General features: G+C 47.1%; 19 protein-coding genes. 15 read left to right on the top strand and 4 right to left on the bottom strand.

The genetic code is table 11. The annotated features are described in order from the left end of the window. Positions 1–125: 125 nt before the first annotated feature. The 11 genes from A6M21_RS17375 to A6M21_RS17325 all read left to right on the top strand — a co-directional run bounded on the left by A6M21_RS17375 (position 126) and on the right by A6M21_RS17325 (position 10,709). Positions 126–806, top strand: coding sequence for a cyclase family protein (locus A6M21_RS17375; RefSeq protein ID WP_066671852.1), 681 nt, complete (start codon positions 126–128; stop codon positions 804–806). A gap of 161 nt (positions 807–967) precedes the next feature. Further along, positions 968–1,804, top strand: coding sequence for a beta-keto acid cleavage family enzyme (locus tag A6M21_RS17370; RefSeq protein ID WP_066671850.1), 837 nt, complete (start codon positions 968–970; stop codon positions 1,802–1,804). A 39-nt stretch (positions 1,805–1,843) separates the two neighbouring features. Beyond that, positions 1,844–2,878, top strand: coding sequence for a zinc-binding dehydrogenase (locus tag A6M21_RS17365; RefSeq protein WP_066671848.1), 1,035 nt, complete (start codon positions 1,844–1,846; stop codon positions 2,876–2,878). 126 nt (positions 2,879–3,004) lie between these two features. Further along, positions 3,005–3,961, top strand: a complete 957-nt coding sequence (locus tag A6M21_RS17360; protein ID WP_066671846.1) for a 3-hydroxyacyl-CoA dehydrogenase NAD-binding domain-containing protein — start codon at positions 3,005–3,007, stop codon at positions 3,959–3,961. A 49-nt stretch (positions 3,962–4,010) separates the two neighbouring features. After that, on the top strand, positions 4,011–4,340 hold the full coding sequence (locus A6M21_RS17355; RefSeq protein ID WP_066671844.1) for a DUF3870 domain-containing protein: 330 nt from the start codon (positions 4,011–4,013) through the stop codon (positions 4,338–4,340). A 166-nt stretch (positions 4,341–4,506) separates the two neighbouring features. Further along, complete coding sequence (locus tag A6M21_RS17350) at positions 4,507–6,066, top strand: long-chain-fatty-acid--CoA ligase (RefSeq protein ID WP_161486112.1); 1,560 nt, start codon at positions 4,507–4,509, stop codon at positions 6,064–6,066. 14 nt (positions 6,067–6,080) lie between these two features. Then, entirely contained in the window at positions 6,081–7,754 is a 1,674-nt protein-coding gene (locus tag A6M21_RS17345; protein ID WP_066671840.1) for an acyl-CoA mutase large subunit family protein, read from the top strand. A gap of 49 nt (positions 7,755–7,803) precedes the next feature. Next, a complete protein-coding gene (locus A6M21_RS19530; protein ID WP_427854647.1) occupies positions 7,804–8,244 on the top strand; it encodes a Zn-ribbon domain-containing OB-fold protein in 441 nt (146 codons plus the stop codon). A gap of 37 nt (positions 8,245–8,281) precedes the next feature. Continuing rightward, positions 8,282–9,409, top strand: a complete 1,128-nt coding sequence (locus A6M21_RS17335) for a thiolase family protein (protein WP_161486111.1) — start codon at positions 8,282–8,284, stop codon at positions 9,407–9,409. 86 nt (positions 9,410–9,495) lie between these two features. After that, positions 9,496–9,927 (top strand): cobalamin B12-binding domain-containing protein, encoded by a 432-nt coding sequence (locus A6M21_RS17330; RefSeq protein WP_066671835.1) that lies wholly within the window; start codon positions 9,496–9,498, stop codon positions 9,925–9,927. Positions 9,928–9,941: 14 nt separating this feature from the next. After that, entirely contained in the window at positions 9,942–10,709 is a 768-nt protein-coding gene (locus A6M21_RS17325; RefSeq protein ID WP_066671833.1) for an SDR family NAD(P)-dependent oxidoreductase, read from the top strand. A gap of 485 nt (positions 10,710–11,194) precedes the next feature. Here A6M21_RS17325 and A6M21_RS17320 read toward each other — a convergent pair whose 3' ends face one another. After that, a complete protein-coding gene (locus A6M21_RS17320; RefSeq protein ID WP_161486110.1) occupies positions 11,195–12,703 on the bottom strand; it encodes a sigma-54 interaction domain-containing protein in 1,509 nt (502 codons plus the stop codon). A gap of 319 nt (positions 12,704–13,022) precedes the next feature. Between A6M21_RS17320 and A6M21_RS17315 the strand changes: the two genes are divergently transcribed. From A6M21_RS17315 to A6M21_RS17310, 3 genes are read left to right on the top strand one after another with little or no spacing between them, the layout of a single operon-like run. Next, on the top strand, positions 13,023–14,351 hold the full coding sequence (locus A6M21_RS17315) for a PucR family transcriptional regulator (RefSeq protein ID WP_066671831.1): 1,329 nt from the start codon (positions 13,023–13,025) through the stop codon (positions 14,349–14,351). Next, positions 14,339–14,692 carry a hypothetical protein gene (locus tag A6M21_RS18555; RefSeq protein ID WP_151192003.1) on the top strand — a complete coding sequence of 118 codons (354 nt, stop codon included), beginning with the start codon at positions 14,339–14,341 and terminating at the stop codon, positions 14,690–14,692. The genes A6M21_RS17315 and A6M21_RS18555 overlap by 13 nt, the downstream gene beginning before the upstream one ends. A 7-nt stretch (positions 14,693–14,699) precedes the next feature. Continuing rightward, on the top strand, positions 14,700–15,881 hold the full coding sequence (locus A6M21_RS17310) for an acetyl-CoA C-acetyltransferase (RefSeq protein WP_078060860.1): 1,182 nt from the start codon (positions 14,700–14,702) through the stop codon (positions 15,879–15,881). A gap of 821 nt (positions 15,882–16,702) precedes the next feature. Here A6M21_RS17310 and A6M21_RS19205 read toward each other — a convergent pair. Genes A6M21_RS19205 through A6M21_RS19340 form a run of 3 tightly spaced genes read right to left on the bottom strand, consistent with a single transcriptional unit; the run spans position 16,703 to position 17,675 of the window. After that, the gene (locus tag A6M21_RS19205) at positions 16,703–17,119 is read right to left on the bottom strand and encodes a transposase (RefSeq protein WP_242868907.1); all 417 of its coding nucleotides are present in this window, start codon (positions 17,117–17,119) and stop codon (positions 16,703–16,705) included. Further along, positions 17,107–17,388 carry an IS110 family transposase gene (locus A6M21_RS19345; RefSeq protein WP_282434553.1) on the bottom strand — a complete coding sequence of 94 codons (282 nt, stop codon included), beginning with the start codon at positions 17,386–17,388 and terminating at the stop codon, positions 17,107–17,109. The genes A6M21_RS19205 and A6M21_RS19345 overlap by 13 nt, the downstream gene beginning before the upstream one ends. Positions 17,389–17,399: 11 nt before the next feature. Continuing rightward, the gene (locus tag A6M21_RS19340) at positions 17,400–17,675 is read right to left on the bottom strand and encodes an IS110 family transposase (protein ID WP_282434552.1); all 276 of its coding nucleotides are present in this window, start codon (positions 17,673–17,675) and stop codon (positions 17,400–17,402) included. 274 nt (positions 17,676–17,949) lie between these two features. On the opposite strand from A6M21_RS19340, the gene A6M21_RS17300 reads away from it, so the two are divergent. Continuing rightward, positions 17,950–18,315, top strand: coding sequence for a uracil-DNA glycosylase (locus A6M21_RS17300; protein ID WP_066671829.1), 366 nt, complete (start codon positions 17,950–17,952; stop codon positions 18,313–18,315). The last annotated feature ends 46 nt before the right edge of the window (positions 18,316–18,361 follow it).

Raw genomic sequence — 18,361 nt, 5'->3', positions numbered from 1 at the left:
ACTTTGACGATACCTTGCCCTCTCTATGTCAAGGGTCTCCACTTTGCTTATATAAACGGTCATTCCTAATAGATTTAGAACGATTATTTTTACCTGTATTTTCTTTTTGAAAGGATGAGTTTAGGATGAGGATTGTAGATTTAACGGTTGAAATTTATGATGGTTTGCAATCTCACCCGGCACACCCCCGTACAGTAGTAATGGATTATGTAACTCATGCGTTTTCGGCTCCCAGGTATAATTTACCATGTAAAGGCTTTGCTTCTAAGTTACTGATTATGTCGGATCACGGAGGTACCCACGTTGACGCTCCATTTCATTTTTTTGCAAATATGGCAACCATAGAGGCCACCCCCACTGAGCAGTTGATCGGTGATGCAGTGGTTATTGATGCTGCCGACTGGGTAGGTGATGACGGGGTTACAGATAAACTCCTTAAAAAAATTACATTCGAACAGGGTATTGAAATCAAGGATAATGACATCGTCCTTATCCGTACCTGGAAGGGTCCATGGGGCGGTGATGGCTTTCATGAGGCCAATGGGTTGGCCTTATCCGGAGCCCAATGGCTGCTTGATAAAGGCATCAAGGCGCTGGGTACCGACATTTCTATCTTGGAAAAGGACAATTACGATATGGGTCGGCCCGTCCATTTGTATGTGCTTGGTAAAGGCATTCCAATTATTGAGAACCTTGTCAACTTGGAAAAAATAGATAAGAAGCGTTTCTTTTTCATTGGCCTACCGCTTAAGATCAAAGGGGCGTCCGGATCACCGATTCGTGCCGTGGGTATTATGGAATTCTAGAATTTGGTTAATAGCCATGTTTAAACTGGTAAAAAATACCGATGCTGTCAGATGCTGTAGCGGAGAAATCAAAAGCGATGACGGTGAGCATACAGTACATCTATTATACTGAAACAAATTGACATAATGTATTTGAGAGTATAAAACGAGGTGGTTTTAAAATGAAAAAGTTAATCATTACGGTGGCCCCAACCGGGAGCCTACCAACCAGAGAGCGAACCCCTTATGTGCCAATTACCCCTAAGGAAATTGCTCAGGATGTTTATGACTGCTGGAATGCCGGTGCGTCCATCGTACATTTTCACGCCCGGGATCAAGAGGGCGGACCTGCTTACCAGAAAGAAGTATTCGCGGCTATACTGGCTGCAGTTAAGGCCAGGAACTGCCCCGTAATTACCCAGATTTCCACTGGCGGCAGAGCCTCATCTACCGTTGAACAGCGCAGCGAGGCATTGGATCTATGTCCTGAAATGGCTAGCTTAACTACCGGCTCAACAAACTTTCCCGACCGGGTTTATGAAAACGCGCCGGGCTTAGTCGAGGCGTTGGCCCATAAAATGCTGAAACTCCACATTAAACCCGAGTTGGAAGTGTTCGATGCTGCCATGATCAATAACGGCGTTTTGTTGGCCCAAAAGGGATTGCTAAGGGAACCCTTGTACTTTAACTTTGTTCTGAATATCAAGGGGGCACTGCCGGGAACGCCTAAAAACCTTTTCTTTTTGATGGAGGGTCTGCCTGTCGGAGCGGTTTGGAATGTTTCAGTAATCGGTGAGCCCCATGTCAGGCTTTCTTCCATGGCTATTCTTCTGGGAGGCAATGTCAGGGTTGGCATTGAGGATAACATTTATCTCAGCCGCGGCGTACTCGGGTCCAATCCGCAACAGGTGGAAAGGATCGTGTGCATCGCCAGAATGTTAGGGCGTGAAATCGCTACGCCGGACGAGGCCAGGGAAATGTTGGGGCTTGAGATTTCTCCTCAGCCATTGGTGTTGTAAAGCATTACGCCTGTGAATTATTTTGGGGGTGGTATTGTGTTGGCAATTGTTAAAGAAGAGCGCAAGAAAGGTGCGGTAAAGATAAGGGATGTTCATACGCCTGAGCCTGGCAACGGTGAAGTGCTCATTCGGGTGAAGAGTACGGCTATTTGTGGCAGTGATCTGCACGCGTATGAGTATCCGAATGGTTATGAGTTTATGAAAATACCGGTTATTTTAGGGCATGAATACAGCGGGGTGGTCGAGGATTTAGGCTACGGGGTGACTTTGTTTAAACCCGGGGACCGCGTAATGGGGGAATCCAACCGTTATTGCGGAATTTGCCCAAACTGTCGCAGCGGACGGACTAATATTTGCGACCGTAACCTTATGACCGGACTACACATTGATGGCGGCATGGCAGAATATATTTCAGTGCCGCAAAATCTGGTGCATCACCTACCCATCAGCCTATCCTACAGCGAGGCCGCCGTAGCCCAACCCTGTTCAGTTAGTCTTCACGCGGTCTTTGATAACAGTTCCATTCGGCCAGGGGATGCCGTAGCTGTATTCGGACCGGGTGTTGTAGGATTGATGGCAGCACAAGGTGCTCAGGTGTTAGGGGCGGCGGAAGTAGTTTTAATCGGTACCGCTGCCGATGCCCGGAGTCGTTTGCCAGTGGCACGCAGCCTGGGGCTTAAAACTATAATTTCGGAAGAACAGGATCTCCTGGAGGCTTTTGCCGGACATACAGGCAGGACCCGGGCGGACGTTGTGCTTGAGTGCTCTGGGGCGGCGGAAGCGATCCGAGACGCCGTGAAGTTGGTCAGAAAAGGAGGAAGCATTACACTAGTAGGCATTTATGGGAGCCCAGCCAATGTTTTTTTCTCCTCCCTGGTGCGCAGTGAGATCTACGTCAGGACCAGTTATACGGCCACATGGAAAAACTACGAGCAGTCAATGCAGTTAATTGCCAGCGGCCTAGTGCAAGTCAAACCAATTATCAATGAATACCCTTTCCGGGACGGCATGCAGGCTTTTGCTGATGCTCTAGCCAAGAAGGCGCTTAAACCCGTTCTTAACCTGGATGATTAGTTTTCCATGTCGTAAGCTGTACCGGGAATGATGAAAAACTTGTCTCAAGAGCAATGCCTATATTGGAAAGCGGCCATTTGTATCTTAGTAGAACTGGGTTAATGGGGTAGGGCGAGGTGGAAATTGATGTCTAAAATAAAAACTGTGGCTGTAGTGGGCGCGGGTACCATGGGGCGTTACATTGCTCAGGCCGTTCTGGAGTATTTTTTACGGGTCAATCTGATTGACATCTCGGAAAAAGTTCTGGACAGTGCCTGTCAAATGATTAGGGATGGCTTGTTCAAGCGGGTTGAGAGCGGTAAAATGAGCATGTCGAAGGTCGATAATGCCTTTGATTGCCTCGGAGTCTTTTTGAATCTGGAAGAAGGGGTTTTCGATGCAGACTTGGTGATAGAGGCGGTGTCTGAAAATTTGCCGCTTAAGAAGGAAATGTTTAAAAAGCTGGATGGAATTTGTCCACCCTCTACTATCTTGGCTACTAACACTTCCGGTATACCCATTACTTCTATCGCCAGGATCACTAACTATCGGGAGCGGGTTGTCGGCACACATTTTTATAATCCCGCCCACCTGATTCCGTTAGTGGAGGTGGTCAGGAGTGATTATACCGAGAAAAAAGTGGTGGAGGAGGTAATGTCTTTTTTGCGTTCCCTGGGGAAAAAACCTATACTTGTGAACAAGGATATCCCCGGTTTTATAGGTAACCGGTTGCAGCATGCCATTACCAGGGAGGCCCTATCTTTATTACAGAACGGGGTGGCTAGTGCGAGGGATATCGATGACGTTGTACGTTATACTCTTGGGCTACGCTTTGCCCACACCGGCCCTTTGGAACAGAGGGATTTAAATGGGCTGGATGTGCACCTGTCTATTGCGGAGTATCTTTACCCTACGCTGGAAGACAGCAAGGAGCCGTTGACCTTACTTAAAGAGAAAGTAGCGGAAGGTAAGCTAGGATTAAAGACTGGTCATGGAATTTATGACTGGAGTAATTACCGGGATGAGGATATTGTATCCAAAAAGAACAGGCAATTGGTCAGGATGCTGGAAATGATTGAAACATTAGACCACGTTGACATATAATTCAAACAGTTATAAAATTTAAATAGTAAAAAATCTGGAGCTAAGACAGATGCAGATTGATTTCCCCTCCAACTCAGTAATGGTTTCCGGTTTCGCTCAACTTCCCAAGGGAACTACCCTTTATGAAAAGTATAAAGTGGTTGGCGTCGTATTTGTCGTTGATCTGAATACGTCGCAAATTGTAGACGCCACCTTTACCTTCGTTGCCGATCTCACAAATAAATTCCTAGTATCGCTGGTAAAGGGATATTATCTAAACCAGGGAATCGATCCTTTGCTGGCAGAGGTCCGCAAACGTTGTCAGTTGCCTTCCTTGGGAGCAGTTATTCAGGCCATCCGTTCTTGTTACGACCGCTACGTTGAATCTTTTGGGAACTGACCTCTGTTTATACGAATAAATGAAAAGAGCTGGTTATCTACGGGGTAGACCTGCCGAGGGCCTGCCTGTGTAGTAGATAAAGCCCAGCATGAGGTGGCTGAACAAATTGTTTGGTTCCTTTTGCTGGGCTTTTGTTATTGTGGAAGAAAAAGAGGAGGTCGTTAAAATGAATAAACTTGCCTACATGATAAACCGCGCCGGTCGTTATTACGCTAAACAAACGGCGGTTGTTTTAGGCGATCGTCGCCTTACCTTTGCCGAGGTAGACGGCCGCTCCAACCAACTCGCCAGGGCACTGATCCAGTTGGGAGTCGCCAAAGGGGAACGGGTTGCGATTTTGCTTTATAACTGCCTCGAGTACATAGAAACAGATTTTGCTTTGATAAAAGCCGGGTTTGTGCGCCTGCCCCTGAGCCCGCGGCTGTCACCGGGGGAATATAGCTATATGATCAATAACGCTGAAGCAAGCACCCTGGTATTTGGCCGCGAGTTCACCGGCATAATTGAGCAAATCAAGGGGGAATTGGAGACAGTAAAACATTTTGTCTTAGTGGGTGAAGGGGATGCCTGTTTTGCCCACCCCTATGACGGCCTTTTGAGCGCTCAAAGTGCCAGCAGCGTCTGCGTTGACGTATGTGACGATGATCCTTACCAAGTACTGTATACTTCCGGGACTACCGGCTGGCCCAAGGGTGCGGTCACGACTTTCCGTTCCAGGCTTTCCACCCTGGCTACGGTCCTGATTGAAGAGATGAGGGTTACGCGCAATGATGTGATGTTGTCGGTGGCTCCTCTGGCCCACGGTGGGGGTACCAAAATTCTACCTCATTTTGTTCGAGGGGCCGTTAATGTCCTGCTGCCCAAGTACTCCCCCGAGAGCTTCTGCCGGACGGTGGAGAAGGAAAGGGTAACCACCACGTGGCTGGTGCCCACCATGATCATCATGCTACTAGAGTATCCCGACTTGAAAAAGTTTGATTTGAGCAGCCTGAAAACCGTTGTCTACGCCGCGTCCCCGATGCCGGTGGCTACCCTGCGCCGGGCGCTGGAGACCTTCGGCAACATTTTTGTGCAGGTCTACGGCCTCAGTGAAGCGCCCAACCCCGATTTGCTCCTGCCGAAGGAGGACCACATTCTTGACGGTACGGAACAGCAGTTGCGCCGCTTACAGTCGGCAGGCAGGGAAGTTTTCGGCGTCAGGGTACGGGTGGTGGATGCTGCTGGAAAAGATGTTCCTCCAGGAGACATCGGAGAAATTATTATTACCGGGGACAACATCATGACCGGTTACTGGAAGATGCTCGAGGCCACTGCGGAGAATATCCGGGAGGGCTGGCTCTACACCGGTGACATGGCCACGGTGGACGAGGACGGCTACGTCTATATTGTGGATCGGCGTAAAGATATGATCATCAGCGGCGGTTTTAATATTTACCCGCGGGAGGTGGAGGAAGTTTTGCATCGTCACCTCGCCGTGGTAGAAGCGGCCGTGATAGGTGTTCCCGATGAGCTATGGGGTGAGTCGGTGAAAGCCGTGGTGGTTTGCCGGCCGGAAACAAAGGTATCAGAGGATGAGTTGATCGCGTTTTGTCAGGCGAACCTGGCCAGCTATAAAAAGCCGAAATCGATTGAATTTGTCAAAGAGCTTCCCAAAAGCGCCAACGGAAAGATTCTTAAGCGGGAACTAAAGAAAAAAGTACTGGGAAGGCTACGACCGCACGGTTAATTAAAATAAGGGGGATGTTTTTCATCGCTAATGAAATAAAGCGCGCAAGGGATGAATGGGAAAGAGAAGTCCTGGCTAAATGGTTAAGGGATCATCCCGAAACCAAGGAAACGTTTACCACCAAGTCCGGCCTACCCCTGGAAAGGGTTTACGCGCCGGAAGGGACGGAAGGTGACTATCTGGAAAAACTGAACTTCCCGGGCCAGTTTCCCTTTACCCGTGGAGTAACGCCTACGATGTACCGAAGCCAGACCTGGGTTATGGGCCAGTATTCCGGGTATGGTTCGGCGGAGGAAGCCAACCAGCGTTTTCGTTACCTGATAGAGCAGGGCCAAACAGGTTTTTCCATTGCCTTGGATTTGCCCACACAGATTGGGTTGAACTCCGACCATCCCCTCGCCCGCGGCGAAGTGGGCCGGGTGGGTGTGGCCCTGGACTCTTTGCAGGATGTAGAAACCCTTTTTCAGGGGATCCCTTTTCACAAGGTAAGGCAGCTCAGGACCACCGCCAATGCCATTGCACCCATAGCTGCGGCCATGTTTATTGCATTTGCCGAAAAAAACGGGATTGAACCCAATTCCATCAAAATCCTAATTCAAAATGACATATTGAAAGAATACATTGGCCGGGGGACCTATATTTTCCCACCGCGGCCGTCGGTGAAACTGGCGGCGGATGTAGTGGAATACTGCGCCAAAAACCTGCCCAACTGGACACCCATGTCCGTTTGCGGCTACCATATCCGGGACAGTGGAAGCACGGCAGTACAGGAACTGGCCTATACCTTGGCTAACGCCATCGAATACGTCCGGGAAGTCATCAGCCGGGGCTTGACGGTGGATGAATTCGTCCCCAAACTGTATGTTTTTCTGGCCTCCGACATTGACCTTCTGGAGGAGGTGGCCAAATTCAGGGCTTTGCGACGTCTATGGGCGCGCCTGATGAAAGAGCGGTTCTGCGCGAAGAACCCTGAGTCCATGCGGCTAAATATTTTCGCCTACACCCTGGGCGGTTCCCTTACCGCCCAGCAGCCCTTGAACAATGTGGTGAGAGTGACAATTGAAGCGCTGGCAGCGGTGCTGGGAGGGGTGCAGACCCTGGCCACATCCTCTTATGATGAGGCCCTAGGCCTGCCAACGGAAGAGGCCGTGACCATAGCCTTGCGTACGCAGCAGATCATTGCCAGTGAAAGCGGGGTTACCGGAACGGTAGATCCCCTGGGGGGCTCTTATGCTGTGGAAGCCCTTACCGATGCCATTGAAGAATGGGTCATGGCCGAATTGCAGCGGATTGACTCGGCGGGAGGTACAGTTTCCTGCATTGAAGAGGGGATCTTTCAGAAGGAATTGAGCAAGTCGGCTTACGAGTACCAGAAACAGGTTGAGTCCCGGGAAAGAGTTGTGGTGGGGGTAAACCGCTATGTGTCGGGAGAACAGGCTAAAATTCCTGTTTTCCGGGTGGATGAAAGCATTGAACAGCGGCAGGTAGCCCGTCTGCAAGCATTGAAAAATAGCCGGGATGGAGAAGCCGTACGGTCGGCGTTGCTGGCCTTGGAACGGGCGGCCAGGGAAAATCGCAATATCATCCCGGAAACCATCACCGCCATAAAAACCTACGCCACAGTAGGCGAGATATGCGGGGTTTTGAGGAAGATTTACGGGGAATACCGTGACCTGGCATTGTTCTAAGAACTCTGCCTGTATTTCAAGAAACGGGTGATTTCAGGGGGTATGCTTTCTGGGCGGAGAAAAGAAAATCATTCCTTTAACGGAAGACCTCTATGCCATCCCTTCTTCCTCGGACGAAAAACCGTCTTTAATTGGCAGTAAGTGCCGGTTTTGCGGGGAGATTTATTTTCCCAAAAGAGGAAAAAGGTTCTGTATACACTGTCAAAAGGATGCCCTGGAAGCGGTAAAACTGAGCCGGAAAGGCATCATTTCCAGCTTCACGGTGGTTTTTCAGCCACCGGCGGGGGGTTTTTACCGGGGGCCGGTCCCTTACGCCTACGGCTTTGTGGATTTGCAGGAAGGGGTCAGGGTGCAGACGCAGTTTGCCGGTGACTTCGCAGAACTCCAAATAGGCCGAGAAGCGAAACTTGTTATGGAAACGCTTTACGAAGATGACATGGGCAGTCAGGTCGTGACATACATGTTTAAGCCGGTGAACGGCAGGGGGTGAAGCAGTGAAGTCCTTGCGGGAAATGCGGGAAGTGGTTGTGGGCGGCATCGGTATTACGCAGTGGGGTTACTACGAAGACGCCCGGTGTTATGACCTAGGGAGTAAAGCCATTCTGGCATCTTTAAGGGACGCGGATATGGAGTGGCAAGATATCCAGGCTGCCTTTTGCGGCAGCGTTTACCAGGGTACGGGGTCTGGCCACCAGGCTATTAAAGATGTGGGTTTAACCGGCATCCCCATTGTTAACGTGGAAAACGCCTGCTCCAGCGCGGCATCGGCTTTCAGGCTGGCTTACCAATCGGTGGCCGCTGAAATATACGATATGGTCATGGTGCTCGGCATGGAAAAAATGCCGCGGGGTCCCATCCCCAGCAATGCCTTTCGTGAGTGGAAATTAAAGTTGGGGTTTAACATGCAGCCGGCCAATTACGCTTTGCTCACCCAAAAATACCTGGAAAAAACCGGTGCTACCATCGAGGATGTTTCCCTGGTAACGGTAAAAAACCGCAGGAACGGCGCTTTAAATCCAAACGCCCGGTTTCAGAAGCCGGTTACCGTGGAAGAAGTTCTAGCGTCCCGCATGATTTCTGCCCCACTGCGACTACTGCACTGCTGTCCCCTGGCTGACGGGGCGGTGGCTTTTATCCTTTGCAGCAGAGATAAGTTTAAGGCAAAGCATAAAGTGGTTACCGTAGCAGCTTCGGTGCTTATCACTGGGGTGTACGGTGAGGAATATCCCCCCGGCGATATCGTGGGCAGCCTCAAGTACCCTCCGATCATGAATTTAACCCAGCTTTCCGCAAAACAAGCTTATGAGGCGGCAGGATTGGGCCCGGAGGATATCGATGTAGCTCAGGTTTACGATGCCGTGGCGCCGGGGGAACTCTGGGATCTTGAAGAGTTAGGATTATGCGGGGAGGGTGAAGCCCCTCGACTTTTGAAAGCAGGGGTGTTTGATCTGAACGGAAAATTGCCAGTGAACACAGACGGTGGCCTTATCGCCAGGGGACATCCCCTGGGGGCTTCCGCAGGAGGGCAGATCTATGAACTGGTTTTGCATCTCAGGGGGGACGCGGGTCCAAGGCAGGTTAAAGGAGCCAAAGTTGCCCTTGCCCACGCCATGGGGGCCGGTCCTAACAGCGCGGTTACTATCTTAAAGAACTGAATTAGATAACAGAATTAGGAAAAGATCGTCTTGTGGCTTGCAAGTTAGCAGGTCGCTGGGATTATCATCAAGGAGGAAAGCGTTTGATGAAAAGCAAGACAATACGAATACTTCTGGCCAAGCCCGGTCTTGATGGACATGATCGTGGAGCCAAGGTTATTGCCAGGGCATTGCAGGATGCCGGTTTTGAAGTGGTTTATACCGGCTTACGAAATACCCCCGAGCAAATCGTGTCGACAGCCGTGCAAGAAGATGTGGACGTAATTGGCTTAAGCGTTTTATCGGGAGCACATATTGGTTTATGTAGACGGGTTCTTGAATTGCTTAAAGATAACCAGATGATGCAAGTTCCAGTGATAGTTGGTGGTATTATTCCTGACGATAATGTTCCTGTGCTAAAGGATATGGGTGTCTTAGAAGTATTCGGTCCCGGATCGGATACTCACCGAGTGATGGATATTATAAAGCAACAGGTTATATCTGTTAGTCATGGCGAACATGACGGCAATTTACAGTAGATTGGAGGATCGTTATGAGACTAAAAGATAAAGTTGCCGTTATTACTGGTGCCGGCGGAGGGTTGGGACGGGAATTCGCCTTTACCCTGGCCGGTGAAGGTGCACACATCGCCGCGACGGATTTGGATATAGACCTATTGGATGATGTGGTGCCGGGAGTAAAAAAGCTGGGCAGAGAGTGTAAAACTTACAAAATGGATGTTTCAAACAAGGCCTCGGTCACAGAAACCATGGTAGACATATATAACACCTTCGGCCACATCGACATTTTGGTCAACAACGCCGGAGGAAGCCTGTATACTCCCAAAATAACCGAGGAAATTACAGAAGAACACTGGTATAAGGTGTTGGATGTCAATTTAAAGGGAACCTTTCTTTGCTCCCAGGCAGTGGTTCAATACATGATTAAGCAAAAAAGCGGTAAGATCATCAACGTGGCTTCCATCGGCGGCAGAACCGCCAGCATTGTTACAGGTGTGCCTTATGCTAGCGCAAAGGGAGGCATTATTTCCTTGACAAGGAGAATGGCCCTTGAGTTTGGACCTTACGGGATTAATGTGAATGCCATTGCCCCGGGCACGGTACTAAGCGGTCAGCGCATGATCAATTTATGGAATGAACTGAACGAGGAACAAAAAAAGGCTATACTCAGTTCTATCCCGCTGGGTAGGCTTTCCACGGCCAGGGAGCAGGCCACCGTCGTCATCTTCCTGGCTTCCGACGATGCCAGTTATATTACCGGCGCTATCATTGATGTTAATGGCGGTAGATTTATGAGTTAATCTTATCCTTAAAAAATAAGTACTAAACGGTTTAAGGTCAAGGAGCACGGTAACGTCAAAGTCGCTCTCAGTCCACCATATATAGGGTGTCTATCGCTTCACGACTACTACATATGGCATTGAAAGGGAACTTTGACGTGACCTTGGGTCAAGGAGTTAACGAGCGTTGTTTCCGCGTGTTGCACCAATTGCAAGGTCGACTAGGTAATTTGTTAATGATCAATGATTATGGATAAAAATGGCCAATAAATTTGAACGATTTTTGCCTGTTAACAAACAATATCCGTTCTGGGCGGTTATGGAGGGATCCCGTAGGGAGACTGGAATACCGCCCAGAACGGTAACACGCGCCCACCTGGTTACTTCGGGCTAACCGCAAAGTATTATGTTCCCCGGTGCTTTGGACGGTAACTGTCTCCGTTCATTATTTGTAATTTAGGGGTTAGTGATCGGGATTAATTTAGATTGGAAATAATTGACAAAAGCTAAGTTATCTGTGTGTTAAGTTTATATTTTTGTATTTTGCGTATCAGAGTAGTGCGGTGAATACCCAGTGAATTTGCTGCTTCTTCCAGCGAGTTCGTTTTATCAATGGTTTTTAGAATAATTCTTTTCTCAAATTCTGCCACGGATTTTTGCAGATTGGGGAATTCTAAATCATTAATGTTTAAATCTGGAGTTGAATTAAAAAGACCTAACTCTTCCTCTACAATATTACTGGTGATTTTTATGTCGGGGTAGAGGACAATAAAACGCTCAATTAAGTTTTCCAGTTCTCGTACATTACCGGGCCATTTGTAAGAAATCAATTTGGATAAAGCGTCAGCAGTGAAAAATTTTTTCACCTGGTAATCATTTTTCATTCTCTGTAAAAAGTGATTACTTAATGCATAAATATCTTCCATCCTATCACGCAATGGGGGTATCTCTATGGGAATAACATTTAACCGGTAAAACAAGTCCTCCCGGAATTTGCCCTCTTCGACCAGTTGGCGGAGATTACGGTTTGTTGCAGCAATAAACCTTACATCCGCCTTTTCCGGATGTACCGCCCCCACCGGTAAATATTCTCTCTCTTGTAACAAATGTAAAAGCTTAACCTGCATGAAAAGTGGAAGTTCACTAATTTCATCCAGGAAAAGTGTACCGCCCGTAGCGGCTTTAACAAGTCCCTTTTTCCCACTATGCGCTGCCCCGGTAAATGCGCCGGATCGATAACCAAATAGTTCTGATTCAAATAGCTCTCCCGGGATGGCCCCGACGTTAACGTTGATAAAAGGACCGATATTGCGCCGGCTCATATGGTGGATCAGTTTTGCTATAACTTCCTTTCCCACGCCTGATTCTCCGGTAATAATTACCGTGGAATCAAAACAGGCTGCCCGGGCTGCTTTTGTCATTACTTTTTTCATGGCTGCGCTTGTCGTCACAACTTTTTCGATGCCGGGAACGTATTTTCCTGAGTTGACATTAATAGTTTTTTCTTTTAATTCCACACCGGCTTTGACTGTGGTTACCACCAGGATTATATTCCCGTCTTGATCGTAAACGGGAATGCCAGTTGCGAACAATTTTCTCTGATTGGTTAAAATAGTTTGGGTTATGGTGGCCGGCCTATTTTCAGCAAGAACTCTTAATGTTACGGAATTGTCGAGCACCTTTTGTCTTACCATTTCACTCATATGCAGGCCGATGAACTCATCTGCCCGTAAGCCGCTTAATAGTTCATATGTTTTGCTGGCTCCAATATTAATACCCTTTCCGTTGGTTATCCATAGGCCATAAGTATCTTCCTCTTTATCGACGGTAAATGTTTTTTGCCCGTTATGTTTTGGAAAGGGTTTACCACTGTTATATTTGTCGCTATTAGTAGTTTTAGCGGAAAAAACAGAAGGTATAAATACAACATCATACCCTCCTGTTACCCGTGACGGTCCCGTCAGGGGATGAAGGTATTTTTTGAGGGTGGGGAAATTATGAGCTGGTGAAGGCATATGAATACCTCCTCGCTGTTGTGTCGATCTGCACATCAAGGAGTGCGGAGTTGCACAAAATCATGATATTTAAAAAAGGGCCGATTCGGAACTCCTTGAAATTTATAAACGTAGTTTTATTGGCATGATTGTTGCTTACTTAAACAGCAATAAGATTGAGACAATTTAAAAAATTTTAAGCCTCTCTTATTAGTTTATCATCGCTTGATGACTTTGTCCATTCTCCGGCGGTGCGATTAACACCGGAGGACGTTTTTTCGATTTTGCCTTTTACATGGCTCCTCGTGGTCGTCAAAAAAATATGCAGGAGGAATGTGGTATGTTGCTGTATCAGAAGACCCCGCCGGAGTTGGTAAAGAGAAGTAACATAATCAACCATCCAGTTTTACCTGATAACCCCTACCAAGGCAATATTTACCGGCAATTAGTTGAAAATTTATTGGCGGATAAAGGTGTCCGGCAGATTATAGAAATGTTGCATAAACAATTTGATCAACCTGTTCTTTTGATTTTACCTTCCGGCCAGGTGATTTGTTTTGCGGGGTACAAACATTCTCCAAGGGTTATTTTTCCTGTTTCTACAAACGGACGGGAAATGTATAATACTTCAGAAATGGAAAGGCGACCTGTAAAGGCCCGGGTTCGGATTGACGATATATGTTATGATTGTGTGGCAACACCAATATTTCGAAATAAAGGCAATGCTGCCTACTTGTTACTGGTTTTAAATCTAAAATATTATGGGTTTCAGCTGTTTGATTTGTTACAGGCTGTTGCCCGGGTACTTGCCGTTAAGCTGGAGCGGGAAAACCTAATTTTTTCCGTTGAACAAAAATATAAAATAGAGTATATAATCAATCTCCTTTTAAACCCAGAGCAGACGGAAGAGAATGTACAACTAGTATCGCGTATCTGGAATCGAAATTTATCTCAGCCGCACCTTGTTTTCCTAGCCTCTACTAAGCCCGAAAGGATAAAAGTCCTACCTGATATTTTGAAAAGCAATCTGGAACAATATCTGAGCAATAATTATCTCTACTTTATCTATGGTGGACAACACATTATTTTGGTTGGCATGATAGATAGTGACTATAAAGCTACATTAAATGCGATGAAGGCTATTGGTAAGAATATATTTATAAGCATTAAAGAAGAAGGTAAGCTAATTATCGCCTGTCAATCTGTATTGCGTAGTGATTATAATTTAAGCAAAGGTTATATGGAAGCAAAGTATGCTATAAATATCGGGTTAAATGCAAATAAAAATGTTTTTGTTGAATTTGATAATCTAGGTTTGCATACTCTTATATATAGCATGTACCAGGAATCCAATATGATTCATACACTGGAAAATTATTTTCTGAATAAGTTAGGTATTTTAATTAGCCATGATCGCGCGTTTAAAACAGATTTATATAATACACTAATTTATTTTCTAGAGAATAGCTGTAATTATTTGTTAACTGCAGAAAAAATGTTTATTCATCCAAATACCTTGCGCTATCGGTTAAAAAAGACTGAAAAAATTTTAAATATTGATCTATCGAAACTAGAGTGTCTGGTTGAATTAGTCATAGCTTTTAAAATGGATAAGATTAAAAAACACTTTCTAGATATTTTGCGGGAGGTGCCCAAGTGTCCTATATAAAAAATTCCGCCACCCTTCTATCGCTGGGGGAAATTGGAAACAATGGTGGCATTTTTTATGTTGGAGTAAAGTTTTGTGGTAACTGCAATCCTGTCATAGACGGTAAAAAACTACTTGAAGAAATTGCGCAGTCACTTCCAGAATATAAATTTATCACGCCCAATAAAGAGGTGTCAGCACTATTGATCATAAGCGGGTGCGAATCAGATTGTGCCACAAGGCCTGATTGGCCGGTAAAAACTATACAAGTTTCCGGTTTAACTGTTGATCTTATTTCTTATCCTGAAAAAGACCTTTCAATAATAGTAATAAAAAAATTATTAAATCTAAGGGAAGGATGATGGTTTTGTGGACAGAGAAGTAGTGATTGTTGGTGCCGCAAGGACTCCTGTGGGTGATTTTATGGGCATGTTTAAGGATATTACCGCCGTAGATCTGGGAGTTATTGCCGCCAAAGAGGCTATTAAAAGGGCGGGGATTTCTGCTGAATCAATTGATGAAGTTGTTGCCGGAATGGTTTGTGTTTCTGGGACAAGGGGTAATCCCGCCAGGCAGGTACAGTTAAAAGCGGGTATACCTTTTACCTCTCCTGCCGCCACTGTTAATCAACTTTGTGGTTCGGGTATGCGTGCAACCGAAATTGTTTACGAACAAATAGCTTTAGGGCATGCAGATACCTGTTTGGCTGTGGGTATGGAAAACATGACTCAGGCGCCTTATATTATATCTAGGGCCAGGCAAGGTTATCGTATGGGTGATGGCACTATTCAAGATTCGATGTTATGCGATGCGTTGATTGATCCTTTTTTAAATTACCATATGGGCGTTACGGCAGAAAATCTAGCTTCTAAGTATAACATATCTCGCCAGGAGCAGGATGAGTTGGCCTATTTAAGCCATAAACGGGCCGTGGAAGCTATAAAAAGCGGAAAATTTAAAGATGAAATTGTACCAGTAATTTATAAGGACAAAAAGGGCGAAAAGATTTTAGGGATTGATGAACACCCGCGCTTTGACATTTCAGTTGAAAAGATGGCTGAACTGAAGCCAATTTTTAGATCAGACGGAACAGTCACAGCTGCCAATGCTTCCGGCATTAATGACGGAGCTGCCGCATTGGTCCTGATGGCCCGGGAAAAGGCTGCGGAACTGGGCATAAAACCCATAGCCCGAGTAGTTTCGTCCGCCTCTGCAGGCGTACCTCCGGAAATAATGGGTATCGGACCGGCTTATTCCATTCCAAAGGCATTAAAATTTACCGGCTTAACCCTGGAAGATATTGATTATTTTGAAATAAATGAAGCTTTTGCCGCTCAATTTCTTGCTGTGAACAGAGAATTGAAGATAGATATGGAAAATGTGAACGCCAACGGTTCAGGTATTGCCCTTGGTCATCCCATTGGATGTACCGGTGTGCGAATAATAGTTACTCTGTTATATGAAATGGTCAGACGTAACGCGTACTATGGCGTTGCCTCACTCTGTGTCGGTGGCGGTCCGAGCATTGCATTGGTTGTTGAAAGATTATAGCAAGATTAGTGTTGTTGATTAATCGCCTAAATTAACAGAGTTCGCAATGCGTCCTATGCCTGTGACATAATAGCGCCCCACATTTTATACCGGGACCTGGCAACAGTCATCCTGTGATCTGACCGTGTACCTGCCTGCAAGAGATACACTGCTGGTTTCCGACATCCTGGGTTTCTTCCTTGGGACTAGGGGATAACTTTCCTCTTTTTTTCTATGATTACTATACCTATCTTGACACCATCCGCCGGCTTGGGTGGATTAATGCGGTCACTGTGGCGGCGGCTCAGGCGCAGTATCTTTTCGCTGGGCGGGACGAATTTTTCCAGTCTCTCGTTGTATCGGCATCCCAGGCGCTTGAGCATTTCCTGGTTCAGACTGGACGCCCATTCACCGATGGCGATAAAGCACTTCGCTCCGGAAAGCCCAGCGGTAAAATGTCAAGACCCTATTTTGAGGAAACTGGAAAAATATTTAACCCCAGAAGTTAAAAAAAACAATACTAACCCAGATATTTATGCTGGCAATAACTGGGTAACAAAAAGATGGTCACTCAAAGGAGGCGATCAATCACCCCTCTTTCTAGGAGTATATAGCTGGTTCGTGCGCAGCAAAGCATAAACCAGCCGGACCAGTTTTCTGGCGGTTAAAACGAGGGCTCTCTTATGTTTATGAGTACGGGCTTCATCGTACTTGGCACGGTAGAACTCAGCATATTCCCGATCATGCACCTTAATCAGGTTAGCTGCTTCCACCAGATAATACCGCAAGTACCTGTTGCCGGAGCGGACGCGCTTAATGTCCTTGGCTTTCCAGTCGCCTGATTAATGTTCATTCCACACCAGACCGGCAAATTTAGCCAGGGACTTGTGGTTCTTAAACCGCTTGACATCGCCGACTTCCGCTAGAATGCCGGCGGAATAGACCGGGCCAATCCCCTTGACTGAAGTTAAGGTTTGGGGAATCGCCTTCATGTGTTGTTCAATGAGTTTGTCCAGCTTTTTCACTTCGGACTGAAGGGCTCTAATTACGCTGATGCTGGAAACCAGGCAGGCATTTACCGGGTCAGCAAGCGACTTGCTCAAGCGGTAGGAAGAGCGGGCAGCCCTTTGCAGGGCTTTGGCCATACCCTCAGCGTCCACCAGACGGTTTTTGCTCTTTTGCTCCAGGAAAGAAACTAGATCTTCCAAGGATTGAGCGGCAATTTCATCAGGAGATAGAAATTCCTCTACAACCGCCATGGCTGTGGCCCCGAAATTATTGGAAAAATTTTTTCCTGACGCAAAGAACTGAACTTTAGAAACAGATTGTTTAAAAAATAGGTTTTCTCCCGCTTGATAGTATTCACCAGGTGAAACCTGGTTCGGGTTAGCCTTTGCAACGCAAGAAAAAGCTCATCCATAAAAACCTCCTGCAGGAGGCGACCAAAGCGCAACTTGTCCGCAATTACCCAGGCGTCCACATCATCATTTTTCGGCAAATCGTTGTATGACTTCTTGAAATTATGCACAGTCTTGGCGTTCAGAATGTGAATTTTGGTTGAAAACGGAGCCAACTTTTCTGAATCCTTAAAAAGCGTGGCCGGTAATAGCCGTAATTAGAAGTAGCTTTTATGCCCAGGATAACCTCCTGCAGGGAGTGGCGGGCGGAGAGCTCCACAATATTATCCACCAGGGCCAGCGAACCATCAAAAGTATTGGGCACTTTGAACTTTTGCAAGGTATTACCGTCGGCGGCCATGCAGTGAACAGTGTTTTTACGTAAGTCCACGTCAATACCGACAAAGAGTTTACTCAAGAGATCACCTCCCGTTTTAAGAAAATCAAGCGGGGTACAGGACATGGGCTCCCTTGGGGAACCGCCTTACGCAGCCTCGTAATAAGTGCTCACCCGGCCAGGTGGATGCATGAATGGGTAGCTGCAAAAAAAAACCATCACCATAAAGCCGGGGGTACAACCAGCGGTTAGGAAAAAACGGCGGGCCAAGGGTAACAGGCTTTCCGAAGTAGTAGCCTCAAAAGGCTCCACGAGGAGGGAAAGAAATATCCCCATACCACGACTGGCGGGAAAATTGCTGGATGAAGTGCTGACCGGCGCCGGAATCAAGCGCCAGGATATTTATATTACCTCGGTGGTCAAGTGCCGGCCGCCCAAAAACCGCATGCCCCACCGGGCGGAAATTACCGCCTGCTCGCCCTACCTGGCCGAACAACTACGCGAGATCGGGCCGCGGGTGGTTGTCTGTCTGGGCCTGCTGGCCGCCCGCCACTTCCTTGGTCCGGAGGTCAAAATAAGCCGGGTGCGGGGGCGGTGGTTCGAACAGGACGGCATAAAAATACTGCCCACCTTTCACCCGGCGGCCATTTTCCGCGGGCGGGACAAATTGCCCCTGCTCGAACAAGACATGGAAAGTGCAGCCCGGGAAACATTTAATTAGCAGAAAGGGGCGATCGGCTTGTCCGGGCAGTTATTTGACGATCAGG

This window comes from Desulfotomaculum copahuensis (genome assembly GCF_001655685.1).
In the GTDB taxonomy this organism is placed as follows: domain Bacteria; phylum Bacillota; class Desulfotomaculia; order Desulfotomaculales; family Desulfovirgulaceae; genus Desulfotomaculum_G; species Desulfotomaculum_G copahuensis.
The sequence above is the reverse complement of the archived record's forward strand: the minus strand, read 5'-3'. Positions and strand labels throughout refer to the sequence as shown.